This is a genomic window from Methanobrevibacter arboriphilus JCM 13429 = DSM 1125, from assembly GCF_002072215.1.
Taxonomy (GTDB): domain Archaea; phylum Methanobacteriota; class Methanobacteria; order Methanobacteriales; family Methanobacteriaceae; genus Methanobinarius; species Methanobinarius arboriphilicus.
The window spans coordinates 1-20,486 of record NZ_JXMW01000002.1; the positions used below are offsets into that span (position 1 = coordinate 1).

At 25.0% G+C, this 20,486-nt stretch carries 18 protein-coding genes; 2 read left to right on the forward strand and 16 right to left on the reverse strand.

Annotated elements, in window-relative coordinates:
• The 6 genes from MBBAR_RS01580 to MBBAR_RS01605 all read right to left on the reverse strand — a co-directional run.
• On the reverse strand, positions 1-1,157 hold a 1,157-nt coding region (locus MBBAR_RS01580; RefSeq protein WP_158082500.1), incomplete at its 3' end, for a hypothetical protein.
• Between the two features lie 161 nt (positions 1,158-1,318).
• The gene (locus MBBAR_RS01585; protein ID WP_080459533.1) at positions 1,319-2,203 is read right to left on the reverse strand and encodes a hypothetical protein; all 885 of its coding nucleotides are present in this window, start codon (positions 2,201-2,203) and stop codon (positions 1,319-1,321) included.
• Between the two features lie 516 nt (positions 2,204-2,719).
• The gene (locus MBBAR_RS01590) at positions 2,720-3,388 is read right to left on the reverse strand and encodes a nucleotidyltransferase family protein (protein ID WP_080459534.1); all 669 of its coding nucleotides are present in this window, start codon (positions 3,386-3,388) and stop codon (positions 2,720-2,722) included.
• 194 nt (positions 3,389-3,582) lie between these two features.
• Complete coding sequence (locus MBBAR_RS01595) at positions 3,583-4,800, reverse strand: hypothetical protein (RefSeq protein ID WP_080459535.1); 1,218 nt, start codon at positions 4,798-4,800, stop codon at positions 3,583-3,585.
• An 81-nt stretch (positions 4,801-4,881) separates the two neighbouring features.
• Positions 4,882-8,346 carry a Mur ligase family protein gene (locus tag MBBAR_RS01600; protein WP_080459536.1) on the reverse strand — a complete coding sequence of 1,155 codons (3,465 nt, stop codon included), beginning with the start codon at positions 8,344-8,346 and terminating at the stop codon, positions 4,882-4,884.
• Between the two features lie 327 nt (positions 8,347-8,673).
• On the reverse strand, positions 8,674-9,972 hold the full coding sequence (locus MBBAR_RS01605; protein WP_080459537.1) for a Mur ligase family protein: 1,299 nt from the start codon (positions 9,970-9,972) through the stop codon (positions 8,674-8,676).
• 431 nt (positions 9,973-10,403) lie between these two features.
• Here MBBAR_RS01605 and MBBAR_RS01610 point away from each other — a divergent pair, with 431 nt between their 5' ends.
• The gene (locus tag MBBAR_RS01610; RefSeq protein WP_080459538.1) at positions 10,404-10,817 is read left to right on the forward strand and encodes a nuclease; all 414 of its coding nucleotides are present in this window, start codon (positions 10,404-10,406) and stop codon (positions 10,815-10,817) included.
• Between the two features lie 230 nt (positions 10,818-11,047).
• On the opposite strand, the gene MBBAR_RS01615 is transcribed toward MBBAR_RS01610, so the two are convergent.
• The 3 genes from MBBAR_RS01615 to MBBAR_RS01625 form a co-directional block, all read right to left on the reverse strand.
• Complete coding sequence (locus MBBAR_RS01615; RefSeq protein WP_080459539.1) at positions 11,048-11,458, reverse strand: DUF371 domain-containing protein; 411 nt, start codon at positions 11,456-11,458, stop codon at positions 11,048-11,050.
• Between the two features lie 361 nt (positions 11,459-11,819).
• Positions 11,820-12,080 carry a hypothetical protein gene (locus MBBAR_RS01620; protein WP_080459540.1) on the reverse strand — a complete coding sequence of 87 codons (261 nt, stop codon included), beginning with the start codon at positions 12,078-12,080 and terminating at the stop codon, positions 11,820-11,822.
• Positions 12,081-12,132: 52 nt separating this feature from the next.
• On the reverse strand, positions 12,133-12,993 hold the full coding sequence (locus tag MBBAR_RS01625; RefSeq protein WP_080459541.1) for an Rpn family recombination-promoting nuclease/putative transposase: 861 nt from the start codon (positions 12,991-12,993) through the stop codon (positions 12,133-12,135).
• A gap of 408 nt (positions 12,994-13,401) precedes the next feature.
• On the opposite strand from MBBAR_RS01625, the gene MBBAR_RS01630 reads away from it, so the two are divergent.
• On the forward strand, positions 13,402-13,845 hold the full coding sequence (locus tag MBBAR_RS01630) for a GIY-YIG nuclease family protein (protein WP_080459542.1): 444 nt from the start codon (positions 13,402-13,404) through the stop codon (positions 13,843-13,845).
• A gap of 62 nt (positions 13,846-13,907) precedes the next feature.
• Here the strand turns inward: MBBAR_RS01630 and cfbC are convergent, their stop codons facing one another.
• The 7 genes from cfbC to MBBAR_RS01665 form a co-directional block, all read right to left on the reverse strand.
• Positions 13,908-14,714: a Ni-sirohydrochlorin a,c-diamide reductive cyclase ATP-dependent reductase subunit gene (gene cfbC, locus MBBAR_RS01635; protein WP_080459543.1), complete on the reverse strand. Its 807-nt coding sequence runs from the start codon at positions 14,712-14,714 to the stop codon at positions 13,908-13,910.
• Positions 14,715-15,186: 472 nt separating this feature from the next.
• The gene (locus MBBAR_RS01640; RefSeq protein WP_080459544.1) at positions 15,187-15,666 is read right to left on the reverse strand and encodes a CBS domain-containing protein; all 480 of its coding nucleotides are present in this window, start codon (positions 15,664-15,666) and stop codon (positions 15,187-15,189) included.
• 229 nt (positions 15,667-15,895) lie between these two features.
• The gene (locus MBBAR_RS09990; protein ID WP_143746095.1) at positions 15,896-17,413 is read right to left on the reverse strand and encodes a DUF116 domain-containing protein; all 1,518 of its coding nucleotides are present in this window, start codon (positions 17,411-17,413) and stop codon (positions 15,896-15,898) included.
• A gap of 3 nt (positions 17,414-17,416) precedes the next feature.
• On the reverse strand, positions 17,417-18,082 hold the full coding sequence (locus MBBAR_RS01650; RefSeq protein WP_080459546.1) for a TetR/AcrR family transcriptional regulator: 666 nt from the start codon (positions 18,080-18,082) through the stop codon (positions 17,417-17,419).
• A gap of 124 nt (positions 18,083-18,206) precedes the next feature.
• Positions 18,207-18,635 (reverse strand): HVO_A0114 family putative DNA-binding protein, encoded by a 429-nt coding sequence (locus MBBAR_RS01655; protein ID WP_080459547.1) that lies wholly within the window; start codon positions 18,633-18,635, stop codon positions 18,207-18,209.
• On the reverse strand, positions 18,632-18,946 hold the full coding sequence (locus MBBAR_RS01660; RefSeq protein ID WP_080459548.1) for a hypothetical protein: 315 nt from the start codon (positions 18,944-18,946) through the stop codon (positions 18,632-18,634). The genes MBBAR_RS01655 and MBBAR_RS01660 overlap by 4 nt, the downstream gene beginning before the upstream one ends.
• Positions 18,947-19,033: 87 nt before the next feature.
• Complete coding sequence (locus MBBAR_RS01665; RefSeq protein ID WP_080459549.1) at positions 19,034-20,347, reverse strand: U32 family peptidase; 1,314 nt, start codon at positions 20,345-20,347, stop codon at positions 19,034-19,036.
• Positions 20,348-20,486 lie beyond the last annotated feature (139 nt).

Sequence of the window (20,486 nt, forward strand, 5' to 3'; positions counted from 1 at the left end):
ACAACAATACTAGAATTAGTATCATTCAAAATCACAGTAAAACTACTTGCATTAGTAAAACTAGTATAATTCTCATTACCAGCATAATTAACAGTAATAGTTATGTTTCCTGTGCGGTTAGTTGTGTAATTAAGACTCCAACCACCAGTAGAATTAATAGTAACATTATTATAAACATTACCATCAACACTAACAGTCAAAGAATCAGAGCCATTGCCAACATAACCCTCAAGCTCACCAGAAATAGTAACATTGTTGCCAATATTTACAGTTTCAGGATTAACAACAATACTAGAATTAGTATCATTCAAAATCACAGTAAAACTACTTGCATTAATAAAAGCAGTATAATTCTCATTACCAACATAACTAACAGTAATAATTATGTTTCCTGTGAGATTAGTTGTGTAATTAAGACTCCAACCACCAGTACCATTAACAGAAACATCTGTGTAAAGATTACCATCAACAGTAACATTAACACCAGTTATACCAGTATAATTAGCTAACTGACCAGAAATAGTAACATTATTGCCAATACTCACTGAATCATTACTAACAATTATACTAGAATTAGTAGTTAATTGGAGGGAATTAAAAGCTACAGTATCATCTACATTATCTAAAGTAGCAGCTAAAGTTTGAACACCAACTGTAGCTGTTGCATTATAAACAAAACCATCAACACGACTACTATTAAACTTATCACCATTGAAGGTTCCATTAACAACAAAATCAGGTAAAAATTCAACACCATCATTACTAAGCGTAGTATTCAAAACTAACAACATAAAACTAACATTATCACCAAAATGAACACCATCCAAACTAGAAGTATTAGTAATATTCAAAATAAAATGATTAAGAGTATCAACACCCAAAATCATACCAGTAATATCATTAACACCCCACCAATTACGATCAAAAATACTATTATCATTATGACCAGTAATATTAACACCAAAACTTGCCAATATACGATTATACTCAACAGTAACATTAACCAATGAACCAACACTTAAGCCAGTAAAATTCAAACCAGCATTAGTAGCAAAAATAGTATTACCACGAATAATAAAATCAGTCACATTAGTAACACCAATCCTAGTATAGAAATAAAAACCATCACCATTATTAGCATTAATAGTATTATTCAAGAAATTAACACCCTTAATATTACCATTAGACAAATAAACATAAACACAACGACTAACACCAGTAATATTGTTGTTGGCGAAGGTTATATTGGTGTTGTTGCTGCTGTATGCATACAGATAAACACCATAGTCTGTTCCTGTGATGTTGTTGTTGGCGAAGGTTATATTGGTGTTGTTGCTGCTGGATGCAGACAGATAAACACCATCGTAGTATGTTCCTGTGATGTTGTTGTTGGCGAGGTTATATTGGTGTTGTTGCTGCTGTATGGCTCCAGATAAACACCATAGTATGTTCCTGTGATGTTGTTGTTGGCGAAGGTTATATTGGTGTTGTTGCTGCTGGATGCAGACAGATAAACACCACGTGATGTTCCTGTGATGTTGTTGTTTTCAAAAACCAAATTAGCAGACGAAACAGGACTATTATAACTACCATCACCTAAATATACACCAGAAGAAACACCAGTTATATTATTACCACTAAATAAAACATCAAAAACAGTCCTATCAGCAGATTTACCGAATAAAAAAACAGCACCACGATAATCAGCAGATATACTGGATTTAATAATATTATCCTTAATAACAACACCTGTTATAGGATTAGCACTACCACTACTACTTAAATTAATACTAACACCAGAAGTAGTAATATTATTATCACTAACAGTCAAATCACTACAATTAGATTTTATAGCTGTAGCATAACCACTAATAGTTAAATTAATAATCTTTACATTAGTAGCATTAATATTAAACAAAGTATCAACACTAGATGTTGTGAATTTAGCACCACCACGATTTTTACCAACAATAGTAGCATTACGACTAATATTAAGCTGACCCCAATCAACATACTCACCATCATCAAAACTAATCACCAAATCATTATCATTATCATTATTAATAACACTTTGGAACTGTTCAGTAGTATTAACTGTAGTAAAATCATGATTAGCTGCACTAACACTAGATAAAGCTAAAAAAATAAATAAAACACACCCAACAAAAATAATTGGCTTAAAAAATCTATTTATTGTAAACATTTTCGTTTTTTCACCTCCTGATCCAATCAATCAGTAATATAAAAAATACATAGCACAATGAGAACACTCACTACGCTACAATAATATAATATAAAAAAACTACTATAAAAAACTTCCTACCCAAAAACAAAAAACAAAACAAACGTCATTAAAAGAATAAAAAAATTAAAAACTAAAAAATAATAAACAAGACAATAAGAACCCATATGAACGAATAAACACAGCAAAAAGAAAAAAACAATAGCTATCCCCCCCAGCTTTAAATTAAAATTAAAGGAATATTAAAAATAATTAAAAAAAAATAAAATAAAAATAAGAAATATAAAAATAAAAAAATAGGCTTTGTAGAAATCCTTTTAATATCAATATAATTATAAAAAAGATTATGATTAAAAATCCTTTATTTTGAAATTAAAGAATTATTTTAACAATTTAATTTCACAAAAGTAAAAATTTCAAGTGTAAAAAATAAGGATTTCTACAAAGCCAAAAAATAAATTAATAATATAAATATTATTAAAAATTATTTAAAACAAACTTATAATCTTTATAATTATTAATATTAATCAATTCCATAGAATTATCTTCTTCTACCCCATAAAATGGAAATTGATCTTTAAAAATCTTTCTAAGAATTGGATTTAAATTACTATCCTCATTACTAAGATACTTAATTAAAATATCTTTATTAGCTATAAATGGCATTCCTAAACCTTCTGGACTTTTTAATAAACCTGAATCTTTTCTCCTAAGAATAGAAATAGACTTTTCAGGGGTTTTCAAATTAAAAAGAGAATTGATAATATTTTTATAAGTTTTGGAACTAATGGTTGGTTGATCTCCAGCTGAACACAAAACATATTTATTTTTACAATTTTTCAACCCATTTAATAATGAAGTAGAAAGATCTACATTAATATTTTCATTTTCGATAATTTTAACTCTATCATCAATATTAGCTAAAACTTTTTTTATATTAGCTGCAAAATGACCTAAAACAACAATACACTCATCAACATCAGAGGATAATACATTATTGATAGTTGTTTCAATAACTGTATTAATACTATTTTCACTTGGAAATGGAAGTAATAATTTATTTTTAACAGGACTTCCTTCTTTAATTTGACTATTTTCCATACGAAAATTTCGTCCTGCTGCAGTTATAACACTAGAAATTAACATTTATCTCACACAATAACATAAATCACAATAACATAAACATTTTATTGATTTAATCTTATTTTCACTATAAATAATACATTTCATATAAATAGATAACATAATTCATATAAATAATAAATTTTATAAATAATATAAATAATATAAATTTTATAAATTTTATAAAATACTAATTATAATTTATATTAGAATTTATATTATGTATTAGAATCATTACTTACTGAAGAGTTGGTATTATTAATATCAACACCATTTGGAACCATTTCGATCATTTTTGCATGAATAATCATACCAGTGCCCTCACCCTCAGTCCACATAATAATTTTAATAGGATAATCTAAAGAATTTGTTACCTTAATACCTGAACCTGGGTTGACACCAAAGTTTACTGCATCATGATCCCCATTCATCCCATTAGGTAAAGAAAGTCCCATAGCTAGTGCAATAGATCTTAAAGTTCTAGCAGGAGGACATACTCCATGAGATGCACCCCCTCCAGGAGCTTTAGGATCAGAAGACACAGCAAAATCAACAATATCAATTCCTGATGATGTTGAATTAGGAGGAATAATTGTTCCATTCCATGCTTTAGCAAATTGTTTAGCATTATATGCACGGTTAGCATCATTATATTGAGGATATGATCCTAGGTAAGTATAAGCATCAGTTACATTAAATTCAGTGTAGTTTGCCTTATAAACCATGATTGGTGAGGAAGAAGGATAATAATAAGTATAATTTAATACACTTTCTCCAAAAAATTCTTTTATTTCATCAGGCTTGATTAAAGTCCTATTATCAGAAAAACCAGATAAGCAATAATCTAAAGTTAAATTATCGCCAACATTAGATTGATTAAACCAACTTTCAACAACTTCACCTGAAACATATTTATGAGGAATTGTATTATTACTAATATCATCTTTTCCAACAAATTTCACTGTTTTGTTTTCTTCAACAATGTTTATACCCTCCTCAGTTTTAACTGCAATAGTATAAGGAGTTTTATATCCCCAGACGAAATTATCAGGAGGTTTAACAATTAATTTATTATTTTCCTCAGTTAAAATACCAGGACCAGAAAACCCTGTGGCAGCTCCAGAATCTGAAATTCCCAAACTTGAAAATTCATAAACTGGTAAAGGAACAACCCCTGTTGAAATAGATATAAACACACTACTAAAATCAAAAACTTTCAATCTATTGAATAAATAATTAATGTTTGTAACAATAGGATATTTGTCAATTTTTGACTCATCTACAACAGATTCTCCTGCAAAAACTGTTTTACCCAAAGGATATTTTGATACTTTGGTTACATTACCTGAAAACTCGTGTTCTCCCATAAAAGAAAAAGGTAATAGTAAAAATATTACAACTAGTAATCCAACAATAACTTTAACTGACCAGCGCATTTTGCCCTTCAATTTATCATATCCCCAAAACCTATAAAAATTATATAATTTATAAAAAAATATATAATTTATAAAAAACCTCTATATCTCTAAATTTCCTCCCTTATTACCATTTACCTCACTTAAAATTATTTGGGAATATTTAAGCCCACCTTCCCCTATAATAAGAATAATATCATTACTACTATTTTTATCATTAATACTGTTTTTATCATTATTAATGCTTTTATTTTTGATAATATTTTTATCATTGCTATTGTTTTTATCTTTGATATTGTGTTTATCATTGATAATATTTTTATCATTGCTATTGTTTTTATCTTTAATAATGTTTTTATCTTTGATAATTTTGTTAATATTCTGTTTTGAGTTATTAATAATATTTAAAGCAATAATCAGTCCTTCTTTCACTTGTTCAAAGCTTGCTCCTAAAGTTCCAACTTTTGTAGAATTTTTGCTAGACTCAGTATAAATTATTTCACATCTTTCATTTGCAAAATCATTTATAAATTTTGAAGACTTAAATGCTGAATAAGAAGCTGGAATGATAATATCTGCTTTAGATAAAAGTTTTGCTATTTCTAAGTCCCCTTCATCACCACTTTCTGAAGAAATAGTATTAACTATAATAAATCTTCCATTAGCTAATTTTTTATCATTTTGAATAAGATTAGAAACTGTCTGAATAACAGACTTAACACCTGCAGGATTATGAGCATAATCAAGAATTATCTTAGGATTATCATTAATAATTTCTAACCTACCATTAACTCCTATAAATGAATTAATTCCATCGGCAATATCATTAATATCAATTCCTGAAAGCCAAGCTCCAGTAGCAGCAGCTAATGAATTATAAACATTAGCTATAGAACCATTTTTCAAAGTTATATCAGCAGTTTGTTCATAAATCTTTAAAGTAAATTTTATAGATGAATCCTCTTTATCAAAAATTATATCTCTAGCCTCAATATCTATCTCTGGATTTTTAAAACCACAATCACAGTGATAATTACCTAAATGACCTAAATAATGAATATCATAGATTAATTCTTTACCACAAACTGGACATATTCTAGATTCTTTAAAAACATCAATATCTTTAAAAATGTCTCCATAATAATTAATTCCAAAAAATAATAAATCTTCATTATCTTTTAAGTTTCCAAGATAAGCAACAATTGGATCATCAGCACATAATATTAAATTATCAGCTAAATCAACTATTTCCTTTTTACAATTAACATAATCATTAAAACTTCCATTAGATAAATGATCTTGAGTAATATTAGTGATAATTCCAGTATCAACTTCTGCATTTTTAGATATTGTTTCTATCTCACCAGCATTACCAAAAGTACCTATTTCAATAACAGCTACATCACCCTCAAGTTTGGATTGTAAAGAAGGAATAAATTCAGTATTTCCTTGAATATTAAGATAATGTTCTGGAACATTTAATCCAGCAGTTTTAAAAATGTTTTTAAGAATTTCCGTTGTAGTAGTTTTACCATTAGTACCAGTCACACCAAAAACTAATTTATCAGATCTAAAAAACTTAAATATTTCATCAATACCAAAAACAGGAATATTTTCAAAACCCATATTATTTAAATCATTTCTTAAATCATTGATAAATTTTTCATTATCCATTAAACTAGGAGCTAAAAAGATAGAAGAGGCATTATATAAAAGTTCATTACTAATTTTACTACCTAACTCTAAATCAATACCTTCAGCTTCAAAAATTGATTTTAAATGAGTTTCATTTGCAGAATCAGAAACTGTTACATCAATGCCATTTGCAGCTAAAACTCTTCCGATTAAACTACCAACAGTTCCACAGCCACCAATAACAACGACCTTTCCAGAAATAGCTTTATAAAAGCTTATAGCATCTTCAATATCATTTTTAACATTATCATAAGCATTAACAACACCAGGGCCAATATGAATAATTGTATCATTAGTATCAGCTATTGACAATGCATTAAAAATAGATTCACTAACATTATTAGTTACATAAGTTTCAATATCACTACAAACATTAAAAGCTCCATTTAAAACTTCAAAAGCAGCATTATTATCAACAAACTCAGTAGTTTCATTTTTAGAAGAAACAATCAAAACATCAACTACATTTCCAAGTACTTCTCCAATTTTATACTTATCTCTTGAAGTTAAAGTATCAGGATTATCCAAGCTTAATATAAGTTTTCCAGAGATTTCAAAGCCAGAAAATAATTTTTCCATACTTTCAGGATTATGAGCAGCATCCATAAAAATATTTACACCATTTAACTTATCAATCTTCTCAAATCTTCCTTTAACACCATTAAACGAAGACATACGATTTATAGCATCATCTAAATCAATACCCATGATTAAAGAACTTAAAATTGTAGCAAGGGAATTTTCAACATTAATCAAACCAGGAATTTTAATATTAACCTCTCTTTCAAAAGAAGGTATTACTTTTCTAGAATAATTATCACACTTACAAATCCCTAAATCAAAACTATCTGAATCAAAATCATCTGAATCAGAATCATTTAAATCAAAACTATCTGAATCAAAATCATCCAAATTAAAATTATTCAAATCATAATTAATTTTACCACAATTATTACAAACTAAAGTTAAAATATCTCCAGACTTAATCTTATAGCTTGACCCATCTAAACCATTAAGCTTAATATTAGTAGCTACTATATCATAACCAACATTATCATTATAATAAGTATTATCCTCAAACTCTACAGATTGAGGATTTTGAAGACCATAAACAATATAATCATGATTAAATGTATCTAACCTACTACTGATAATTGGATCATCACCATTAGCAAGAACCAAACCATTCTTTTTAAGAAGTTTTTCAATAGCTATATTCCTAGTAATATAATCCTCATAATTTTCAAATTCATCCATATGATCTGGTGTTAAATTAGTAATAACACAAAAATCAAGTTCAAGACCATCAGCCATCCTAATAGTTCCATGAGGAAGTTCAAAAATAGCTAAATCCTTATTTTCACATTGAGAATTAACTACCATTTCAACTAACCCTTCAATAACTAAAGAATCCTGAAGAGATGAAAAAATAAGAGTATTAAACTTATCTTTCAAAGCAAAATTAATCATATTGGTTGTAGTAGTCTTACCATCAGTTCCAGCTATCCCAATCATAGGTATAGCTATCAAGGAATTTAAAATCTTTCCAACATCTTTATTTTCAATAATATCAAACTTTTCTTTAGAAGAAAGTTCATAAATCTTTTTTACAAAATCAGTAGTTCTTGGAATATTGGGAGATATATAAACAGCATCAGGAAAATCTAAAAGATCATCATTATGATCTCCTAATTCAAAAGTAATACCTCTATTTTCAAGTAATTCTATCTTTTTTTGTGCTTTTTTAGGAAGGTTGTCAAATGAATTAGAGTCAGTAACAATAATATTCTTTTCTAAATAATTGAAAAGATTAGCTACTGGTCTTCCTGCATTCCCTGCACCAACAACAAGAATATTTTTTCCAAAAAACACAACATTCCCCAATTAGATTTAATATAAATAAATAAAAAAATTATAAGATAAATTTTAATATAAACATATAGTTAAGCTTTATATTTGTAAATTAAAGTATATAATTATTACTATTAAACCAATATTGCAATAAAATTAGTATTTAAAATATTTAAATTAATTATATTATTTAAATTACTTAATTATTTAGAGTATTTAAACTATTTGAACTATTTAATTATTTAGACTATTCAGATTATTTGAGTTATTTAAATATTATAATACTGTAAAAATAAACAAAAAAATATAAAAATAAGAATTTAAGCAGTATAAAATAAAGTTTATCTTTTAATCACAAATATCAGATAGTGCTTTTAATCTTTCTTGAATTTCAATTATTTTTTCTTGGCCATTTCCACCAATAAAGATTGCATCTTCATGAGAATATTCAGCTATAAATCCAATAATCTCATCAAGATTATTAGCTACTTCAATTCTCCCATCAAAGCCAATAGACTTTAATCTATATAAACCATGATCAACAGTATCATCTAAACCAGGGAAAAGTACAATTACCTCTGGACTTGAATAAACTACAGTATTCAATATATCAAAACGATGCTCTTCATTGATTCTAGGAGTTCCAACAAAAGCAGCATAGAAATATTTTTCATCTAATAAAGATTTAACAGCATCAGAATTGTCAGTTTTGCCAATAAATATTTCTGAATCATTCAATTTGAAAATTTTTAATCTACCTTCAATAGCTTTAAAATTATTCAAAGTATTAAAAATAACCTCATCATCAACTCCAAGATAGGTTGCAATTGAAGCAGCTAAACCAGCATTAAGACGATTAAACTTTCCAAAAACTTTTAAATCACCCAAATATTCATCATAAGATAATAAATTAGATAAATCAGAAATTTCCTCTTCAAATTCAGAAAAATATTTTAAATCTTTGTCTAAAAATATTGTTTTGTTTTTAGAGAAGTCTAAAATCTTGTTTTTATAATTTTCAATCGATCTATGAATATCCATATGGTCATTACCAATATTAGTTAAACCTACTAAATCAAAATCAAAACAATAATTACAATATTTTAAAGTCATATCACAAACTTCAATTAAAATTATATCATAATCTTCATTTTCAGCTTCTAAAATAACATCACAATAGCCATTAAAACCTCCACCTGCATTTCCACCAACAAGAACCTTTTTACCAGAATTTTCAAGAATCTCTTTAAGCATATATACAGTAGTGGTTTTACCATTTGTTCCAGTTATTCCAATAGTTTTAATAGATTTATGTCTTGTTAAAAAATCACTGATATGATTTCCAGAAGATACTACATTTCTAGCTAATTCTGTTTTCCACAAGCTTGGACTTAGCATCACAGCATCACAACTAGCAATAGTATCCATATCATTATATCCAAGATCAATAATTAGATTTTCACTAGAAAGAGTAATTGCTTTCTCACTTATAAAAAAAGTATTATCAGAGAGTAATTTTAAATCTTCTAAATCACCTAAATCTATATCAGTTTTTAAATCAGTAGCATATACATGCCAATTATTATCCAATAAAGATTTAGTAGCTTTTTTTCCTTCAACCCCTAATCCAACAACTGCAGCTCTCATTTTATCAAAATTGCGATTATTAAAAATTTTTATTAATAATAATATTTATATTGAAATATTCTAGTAAATCTTAAAATAATTAATAAATTATCTAATAAACCAATAAATTATCTAATAATAAAATACTTAGAATATTTTATTAATAATTAATCCAATAAACAATCTAATTTAATATCTAAAAAATATTTTAATTTAATTTCTAATATTTTAATTTAATAATTAATTAAAATAACTAATCTAATAGAATATTTCAATATAAATACTATGAATAATAAAAATATTAGTAATATATTAAATAATTAATAAAATCATGTAATGCTTATATATTTAAAGTTTATATTATAAATAATAATTGGTCAAAAGAAAAAAATAAATAAAATATAATAAAATATAATAAATTATAATAAAACTAATATAACAGAGGTTTTAAAATGTTTGAAGAAGATATAGATGATAAAATTTATAATCTCCTTATAAGTAATGGAATTGATGAAAATCAAGAATATCCTAAATTTGTAGAGAAATTATATTCTAAAGTTGAATTTTTATGGAAAGAATCGGTTCCTGGATCTTACTCTCACCTAACTGAAAAATTTTTTAGTAAAATTGATGTTGTCATTATTTTATCAGGGCTATATGAAAATAATAAGGAAAAAATAGATGCTCTTATTGATGCTAGTAAAAAGTATGAAAAACCAATTGTACTAGTTAGACCATATGGTGTTGAAGAAGTTCCAGAAAATCTAGAATCTGTAGCTATTTCATTAGTTGGTTGGAATGCAAATTGTATTGTAGATAGTATAAAAGGAGCATTAAGCTTAAATTCAGAAACCTGTGATATTTAATTTAAAATATAATCTACTAATTTTATATTTGATTAAAATATCAACTTAATTTTAAAAATATTTTGTATAATAATATTTTGTATAATACTATTATCTTTATTGAATTATATTGAAATGAATATAAAGTATTGAGGTACATAAAAACAAAAATGAATAAATAAAGTACAAACAATAAAAAAATAATATCAAAAAACTCAATATATAAAAAGATACTCATATTAAAACATAATTTAAATAATGATCTCAAATTTAAGAGATTTCCCCTCTTTTAAATCATTAATTAAGTTTTTATTTAAATCAGATGAAGCTTTATCAGATTTTATCATGAGGGTTCTAGAACATACATAATTACTCTTCCTAGATACAATATCTGTTGGATGATTTAATGTAAGTTTTGGATGTCCAAAACCATTAATTTCATCAGTTGAATTATCAGTAGATAGTTTAACTTTAATTTTAGTATTTTCATTTGCTATTTTTTCTTTAAGTTCTTCTGGAAAATCATCCATAGTCTTATCCATATCCACACCAATTATACAATCTCCATTCATCGAAAGGCTTTTATCCTTAGTAATTTCAAATGTAGATTTATGTTTTGAAGTAACATTCTTATGTCCTTTAGCTTGTATTATAAAATTCAATTTATCACCATTGTATAATCTTTTTAATATTCATCTGATTCAATACTTATAACTCTAATTTTATTCATACCCATATTTTTATTTATAAATCTAACTTCTATTTATAAATTCTTTATAATTTTTAAAATTTTTTATTTTTATATAAGTCATTACCAAAAGTCAAATTTTTAGAAAAATCATTGAAAATAATTCTCATATTCATCCTTTTAATTTTATATAATTAGTGAATTTAGGTTAATTTTTACAAATAAGATATATTTAAATATTAAAAATAAAAGAAAAAATTAAAATTTAAAAGAATATTAAAAAGAATTAAAAAATAAAAAGCTAAAAATAAGAATTAAAAAAAATTATTGAAAAATTATAATTTTTTGATTTCATCAATAGACAGACAAGTGATTTTAGCTATATCATCAACAGATATATCAAGACTTTTTAAATTTTTAGCTATATTCAATTTACCTTGTTCAAAACCCTCTTTCATACCTTTATCTTTAGCATAAGCCAATTCACCCCTATATTTTAAATCAGCTTGTTCTCTTTTATTCATTTCATGCAAAAAATCTTTATCTTCCATTAATTCTTCATATAATTTAATTTTTTCATCTTTAGTCATAGCCATTTTACAACACCTCAATAGCTAGCATTCACTATTAAAAAATAATATTAAAAAATTATAGTTTTTCAATTTCATCCAAAGAAAGACCAGTGATTTTAGCTATATCATCAAAAGAAAAATTGGAATTTTTCATTCTTTTAGCTATATTCAATTCACCTTTTTTTATACCCTCTTCAATACCTTCTTTCTTACCCTTTTTAATACCTTTTTTTATTCCTTTTTCTTCTCTATAAGCCATTTCACCTTCATATTTTAAATCAGCTTGTTCTCTTTTATTTAATTCATGCAGAAAAGCTTCGTCTTTTAATAATTCTTCAACTTTTTCATGAGCTATCTTTATATTTTCATCTTTACTCATAGCCATTTCTATCATCTCCCTTGTGCTTTTTTTATCTAAAAATAACAACCAACAGTGCAAAGGATTATCAAAATCAACCGCTTTCAGATTTCTAAAAGCAGAGACATTAACATTAATAATCTTTATACAATCACTGTATTCACAGTTAAACTCTGTTTTATCTATCATATTAAATTTTCGACTAATTACATTATTTTTACAAAATCCAAAATCAATAATATTAATCAATATATGCGACTTTAACCTTTCCAAGCCTCCTTTTTCAGCAGAATTAGAAAATTCACGAGATATATAAAGATGACTTCTCCTTCTAAAGTATTTTTCACCCTGTCTTTGAACCTCAATATTAACAACACGACCATCAAAAGACTTAGACCTTAAATCCAAAATACAATTTTTATTATTAGCTACTTTACCTAATAAAAACTTATTATCAATTATTTTTAAATTAAAAACATTATCCTCATTATTTTCAACTAAAATGGCATTAATCAAACCAGCCAATTGTTTTTCACATCCTTTACTTGCCATATAATTACTAAAAAGAAAATCATACAAAGGATCATAATCTCTTAAAACATCATTAATAATAGCTACCTCCTAAAAAAAAAATTAATTATTATCAACAAGTAAAAATATTAAAAAAAGAAGTATAAAACCTTTATTCAAAAAGAAAAGGAAAATTAACCTAAAATAAGAAAATTGAAGCAAAAATAAAAAAATAAAACCAAAAAGAAAAATTCATATTAAAAAAAATTAAAAAAAAAATTAAAAATTTATGCATATTCAATAATAAAAAAATCTTTGATTTTCTAATAATTATAAAAATTTTTTATTTTTATAAAATTAAGAAATCTTTGATTTTTTAATAATTATAAAAAGTATTAAAATCAACTATATTAAAAATACAATACAAAGGAGAAAGACAGTATAATTTATATATATCAATCAATATTATATTAAATAATGAAGGGTAGCTACTGTTTAATCATACATAAAGAAAAATCTAGTAAAATAGAAGTTGGTGCAATAGGTTCAGCTATATATAAAGAAGGTTTTTATGTTTATATTGGGTCGGCTATGAACTCTTTAATTCCTAGAATAAAAAGACACTTATCAAATGAAAAAAAGATTCGATGGCATATAGATTATCTATTAAAAGACAATACAACAAAAATTGAAGATGTAATATTCACTATAAGTGAAAAAAAAGTAGAATGCAACTTATCTAATTTCATATCTAAAAATGGTAAAGAAAAAGAAAATTTTGGTTGTTCTGACTGCAAATGTAAATCACACTTAATATACTTTAGTAATAAAGATTTATGTATTGATACAGTAAAAAAAGCCTATGAAAATCAAGAGATTAACTTCTATAATTTAGAATACTTTAAATCATTAGAAAAATAAGTATTTAAAATATTAGCTTTCTTAAATCTCAATATATAGATAAGTATTAACTTATATAATTATTAACTAATAAATTTCTTGAAAAAATCTTCAAATTCATCATCATCAAGTGGGTTTAAAGAGGAAACAAAATCATTATTCCAAATAGAATCTGCTAAAATAGAATAATTTTTTGATTCTACTGAATCAGGATATTTTTCCACCACTGTTTTTGCTTCAAGTTCTGAAGATTGAATAAGCTCACTTCTATTGATAATTCCAATTACTTTAGTGCCAATTTTTTGAGCAAATGAATCAACAATTTCATTCTCATTTTTAATTCCCTTACAATTACAAACAATACCTGAAAGATTACTTTTTAATTTTTTAATACCTTTTGAAATGTTGTTAGCTGCATAAAGTGACATATATTCTCCAGAACTCACAATATAAACTTCATCAGCATAATCTTCTTTTAAGGGAACAGCAAAACCCCCACAAACAACATCTCCTAAAACATCATATATAATAACATCAAAATCATTTTCAGAAAAAACGCCTAATTTTTCGAGTAATTTCATAGCTACGATAACTCCTCTCCCAGCGCAACCAACACCAGGTTCTGGACCTCCACTTTCTGTTGAAAGCACACCACCATAACCTTCAAAGATTATATCAGAAATATCAGGATTTTTATTTTCCTTAATAGTTTTAAGAATGGTAGGCAGTCTTTTCCCACAAAGAGTTCTTGTAGTATCTGCTTTAGGATCACAACCAACAACCATGACGTTTTTACCTTTATTTGCAAAAGAAGCAGCTAAATTAGCTACAGTAGTAGATTTACCAATCCCTCCCTTTCCATAAACAGCGATTTTTTTAGTTTTTGACATTTATACACCGATAATTCTACATTTATAAATAATAACGATAATAAGACTAATAATAAGTAATAATAAGTAATAATTATAATGTATTAATAATTATAATAGTAATTAATAATTATAAAAATTTTTATTTTTTTATAAAATTAAGAAATTGTTGTATTTCTTAAATGATTATAAGAGTAATTATATGTATAATGAGTGTAATAGTAATTATAAGCTAATTATAAACTAATTATAAGCTAATTATAAGATAATATAGTTAATTATGGATAATTATAATATAATTATGAGTTAATTATAAGAATTCTAATTATAAGAATAATAATGATAATTGTAATAATAATTATGAAAATGATAATAAAAGAACATAAAATAATATAGTAAATCAGAAAATTAAAATAAGAATTTTAAATAAAGAATATGAAATTTATAAAAATAATACCTTATATTAGCTTTAGATTTCATCTATTATATTAATTCATTCCTTATAATTAACTAAAGCTTTAACAATATCTCCTCTTGTTACAATCCCTATAAGATTATCTTCATCATCAACAACAGGAATTCTTTTAATATCTTCTTTATCCATTATAATAGCTGCATCAGAAATATTATCATTAGGACCAATTTTCACTACAGGAGAAATCATTATTTCTTCAACAAGAGTTAAAGAAGCTCTTTTAATACCTTTAGTAGTTTCATCATACTCATGCTTCATTCTAATAGGCATTTCAATTACATCAAGAGGTGAAGGAAGAACTAAGTTTAAATTAGGAGTATGTACATCAAGAAGTTTCATAATATCTCCTTCACTAAGAATTCCTACAATTTCATCCCCATCCATGACAGGAGCTCCACTAATTTCATTTTTAGCGAAAAATTTAGCTGCATCTACAATTGTATCTCCTTTATTTAAGACCAATACATTAGGTTCCATAGCTTCTTCAATTTTAATCATAATAAACACCTATAAAAATTTAACAATGAGATATTTCTAATATTAACAGGTTTATTCATAATTAGTATGGTTTTATTAATATTTAAATTTATTGTTTTATTTAAATTTATGGATTGTTTATATCTAATGTTTATATTTAGTAGTTATAATTATTTAATAGTTATATTAAAAAAGTTATATTAAAAAAGTTATATTGAAAAAGTTATATTGAAAATTATAATTTTTAAAACTAAACAATATTCTGTAATTTATTAAAATTAATGGTTGTTTGAATATCTTTGGGTGTCCAATGTTTTTTACAGCCTACATAATCCAAAATTACACACTGAGGAGGAATACCATAAGAAGAAATCTTCCATCCACCTTCAATCAGATTATTAATACAAGCTACACCAATAATAGAAACATTGATTTTATCATTATTAGTAAGATTTGATAAAATAGATGAAGAATGAGAAACGATATAAACCGGAATTTTATCATTACAATTATTATCTTCATGATTACAATTACTATTTAAATTTTTAGTAATTTCACCAATGTTACAATTATTATTACAAGCAATACATCTTAAACCTAATTTATCCTCTACAGCATTACATTCATGGGGTTTTAGAATCTTCATACAAGTTGGAAGAAGTAAAACTCTTTTTTTCCTATTTTTAAAGCTCTTTTGAAAGATTTTATTCATAATCTCTGCTCCAAAAAGATTAATGTGATATTCAAGCTCAGATCTTCCACAAAAAATAATATCTTCATTATTTAAATGATACTCAAGGTAAGACTCTTTAAAATTTTCAACATTACTTGTATAGATATGTAATTCTTTTTTTGCATAATCTTCAAAGAAAGAAACAAAAGACATTATTGATTTAAAATAAGACTTTAAAGTATTTTCATCCTTATTTAAGAAAAATTCCTTCCAAATATTAAGATGTTTTAATGATTCTTTATAATCTCCCGTAGCTTCCAAATATTTCAATAATAAATCTATTTTTAGGTTAATTAGATTAATTTCATTATTTTCAATTGATCCTAATATATCAAACTCATTACTATCCTTATTGTTATCATTATTATCCATATTATTATACTTATTATTACCATTATTACTATTACTATTATTATTACTATTATTATTCGTATTATTATTCGTATTATTGCAATTATTATTAAATAAAAATTTAGTAGCTAAAATCCCCCTTATCTCATCAATTTGAATTTTATATGAAGAACCAATTAACTCTTTTTTATTTCTCAAATTAGACAATTTAGCTAAAATTTTTTGATAAAATGGATCTAAATTTAAAGCATTTTTAATATATAACTTCCATAGAACACCAAAATACAATAGTTCTAATATATATTCTTCAAAAAAAGAGCCAATATAAACATTTTTAACAGGATTTTTAGTTAAAAATTCTTTATAATCTAAAATAATCTCTTCAATAAACATTGTTGATTTGGATAATACAATTTCTGTGAATTCTTCAATTTTTTGATAATAATCTAAATGATTCTCTATATTAAGATTATAGGTTATGTTATTTAAATTATAATTCAGATTATTAGAGAGATAACTATTATCAAAACAGTTATCATCAGAAAAACTATCATCAGAATAGCTATCATCAGAATGGTTATCATCAAAGCATTTATCATTAGAAAAACTATCATTAAAATAGTTATCATCAAAGTTAGCTAATTCTAATTTAGAAAAATTTTTATTATTAAATATACTAACCATTGACTAGCCTCCTATATTAGAATTTTCATCATCAGTTATAATATTATTTTTTTCTATAATAACAGAATTCATAATAAAATTAAAATGACCTTCAATTTTATCAAAAATTGGGTCTAAATCAATTTCTTCATTATCATCGGGAAAATTCAATATAACTGCTTCAAACATTTTAAACATTCCAAAAGTATAATAATTTTCAGCTAATTCTTTAGGATTACTAGGCTTTATAATTTTTTTATCCATGAAATTTTTAAAAAGCAAAGTCCAAAATTTAATAGGAGTATTTAAAAGCTCATCAATAAAGAATTTTCTAATCTTATCATTATGATATACTTCAATAAAGATTAATCTTAAAATTTTTATCATTTTTAAAGAACTGAATTGATGTTTAACAGATTCAGAGCCAAAATGATATAATTCATTTGGACTAATCTTTAATAATTGATCCAACTGTTCTTCTGATGATTCAGCTATACTCATTCTATTAATAAAGTATTCAAAAATTGAATCTAAAATATCTTCTTTTTTTGAGTAATGATAATAAATAGAAGCTTCTTTTATTCCAACTTCAGTAGCTAGTTCCCTCATAGATACTTGATTGTAACCTTTTTTAGAAAATAAGTCTATGGATACATTAAATATTTTTTCTTTAGTTGTAATTTTTTCCATATTTTTTACCTATCTAACACTTGATAGATATAATATGAATTTACTAGTATATAAACCTAACAGTTGATAGGTAAAAATTTGTAAATATATTAAAAAATAATACAAAAAATAATATGAAAATAAATTAAATAGCTATTTCTATTTTATCATAGTTGACAATTGGTATTTTACTGTTTTTATTTCCTTCTTTTATTTTTATTAATCCATTTTCATTTAAGTTTTTTATTTTTTTCTGAACACTAGAAATATCTTTATTAGCTATTTTTGCAAGTTCACTAATAGATTTAGGGTGTTCATTTTTTATTAATCCCATTAATTCTAACTCTAACATATCTATATTAGATTTTTCAGCATATATTATTTCTGTTTCTTTTATTTGTTCTTTTGGATGGTTTTGAAAGTATTCCCAATCAGTTAAGTCCATATAAAGTTTAACATTTTCTGGATCTCTTTTAAATGCTCGTTCAAGTGCTTCTATAGAACCATACATTTCTTGAAATTCTTTTATTAATTTTGCACCATTTTTTTCTTTTATTAATTTTATTTTTATCATAATAGTTCCCCTTTTAGTTTTTCTTTATTAATACCTTTATTTTTTATAAGATGTAATTCTACTACTAAGCCAACTTCTTCTAAGCTTTTATACTTGATTGGTATATGTATTCCTTTTAGTTTAATATGTAATTGTGCATCTTTGTCGTGATTATCGATAAATATATTGTCAGGTCTTATTGCTATTGCCCACCCTCTTTGTGATTCTCTTATGTATATGTGTTTCCCATATTTTTCAATTTTTTTCCTTGTTTCATTTTTCATATTAATATTATAAACATAATTATATATAAAAGCTATTGTTTTTTTCATCAGCTTTTATAAACAAAATGCTTTTTAAAATACATGTTACTTTTTATAACATAAATATTAAAAATTAAACTCTTAAAATAAATATTATTACTCATTAAAATCTCTTGTAATAAGTTTATAAACAAAATCATTAGGCCTAACCTTTTCATCAATAGCTACAGCCACATTATTACCTTTTTTACAATATTCAACAAACTTTCCATTAATTTCCATAGATTCAATCTTCTGAGTTATAGAGCCAGTAGTTTTACCTTGAACTAGAATCTCGTCACCAATATTTAAATCATCCCATAATTGAAGTTCAGCCACACCAATTTTAGAATAATAATTTACAACTTTAGCTATATCCTTTTTAGTATATTCTGACTTGTTTTGATTACTTATCTCATAAGGAATATCAAAATAAAAACCAGTGTCAAAACCACGGTTAAACACCTTTTTTAAATCTTCCATCCAACTATCTTTAAAAATAAAACTTCCATTTTCAACAGAATCAATAGCTTCTCTATAAACTCTTGTTGTAGTAGCTACATAATCAGGACCACGAGCTCTTCCTTCAATTTTAAAAGCATCTACACCTGTAGCTATTAATTGAGGAATATAATCTATCATAGCCATATCATTCGGTGAAATAAAGCTAGTTTTTGGAGTAATAGAATTAATAGAAGAAATAGTATTTTTATTATAAGTATCATTAATATTATCTAAATGATAATGTGAAGAATTATTTTTAGAAGTTTTTAAAATAAAAGAAGAATCCTCATCATCCTCATAGAAAAAATCAGAATTTTCATCTTGAGCAATAGATAATTTCCAATCCTTTCTACAAGGCTGTAAACACTCACCACAGTTTGCACTTTTACCATACAAGCCATAACTTAAAAAACACCTTCCAGAAACAGCCATACACATAGCTCCATGAATAAAAATCTCTGTTTCAATAGGAGAGTTTTTAGCTATGTTTTGAATTTCCCAAATATTCAACTCACGAGAAAGAATAGCACGAGTAACACCTAACTTCTTCAAGGTTCTAAGAGCATAAGTATTAGAAATATTCTCCTGAACACTCATATGAGGATTAATACCAACATCATGAGCTAATTGAGCAAGTCCAATATCAGAAACAATTAAAGCATCAACTTCATACTCTTTAATCAACTCTAAATCAAATTCAAGTTTTTTAATATCCTCCTCTTTCATTATAGTATTTGTACAAAGATATAGTTTTGAAGAATATTCCTTAACCATATCCACAGCTTCTTCAACATTTTTAAGAGAAAAATTAGAAACATTAGCCCTCATATTATTATCAGCCAATCCAATATAAACCGAATCAGCTCCATTTTCAAGAGCTGCTCTTAAAGATATGAAATTACCTGCAGGAGATAATAATTCTACCATAAAACCACCATTAATATTCTCAACCAAATAAAATCAATTATTGAATAAATAACCTTTAGATAATTATTTCTTAATAAACTATCATAATCACTTCTTAATAAGCTTTAATTAAATAAGCTCTAATAATTACTTCTTAATA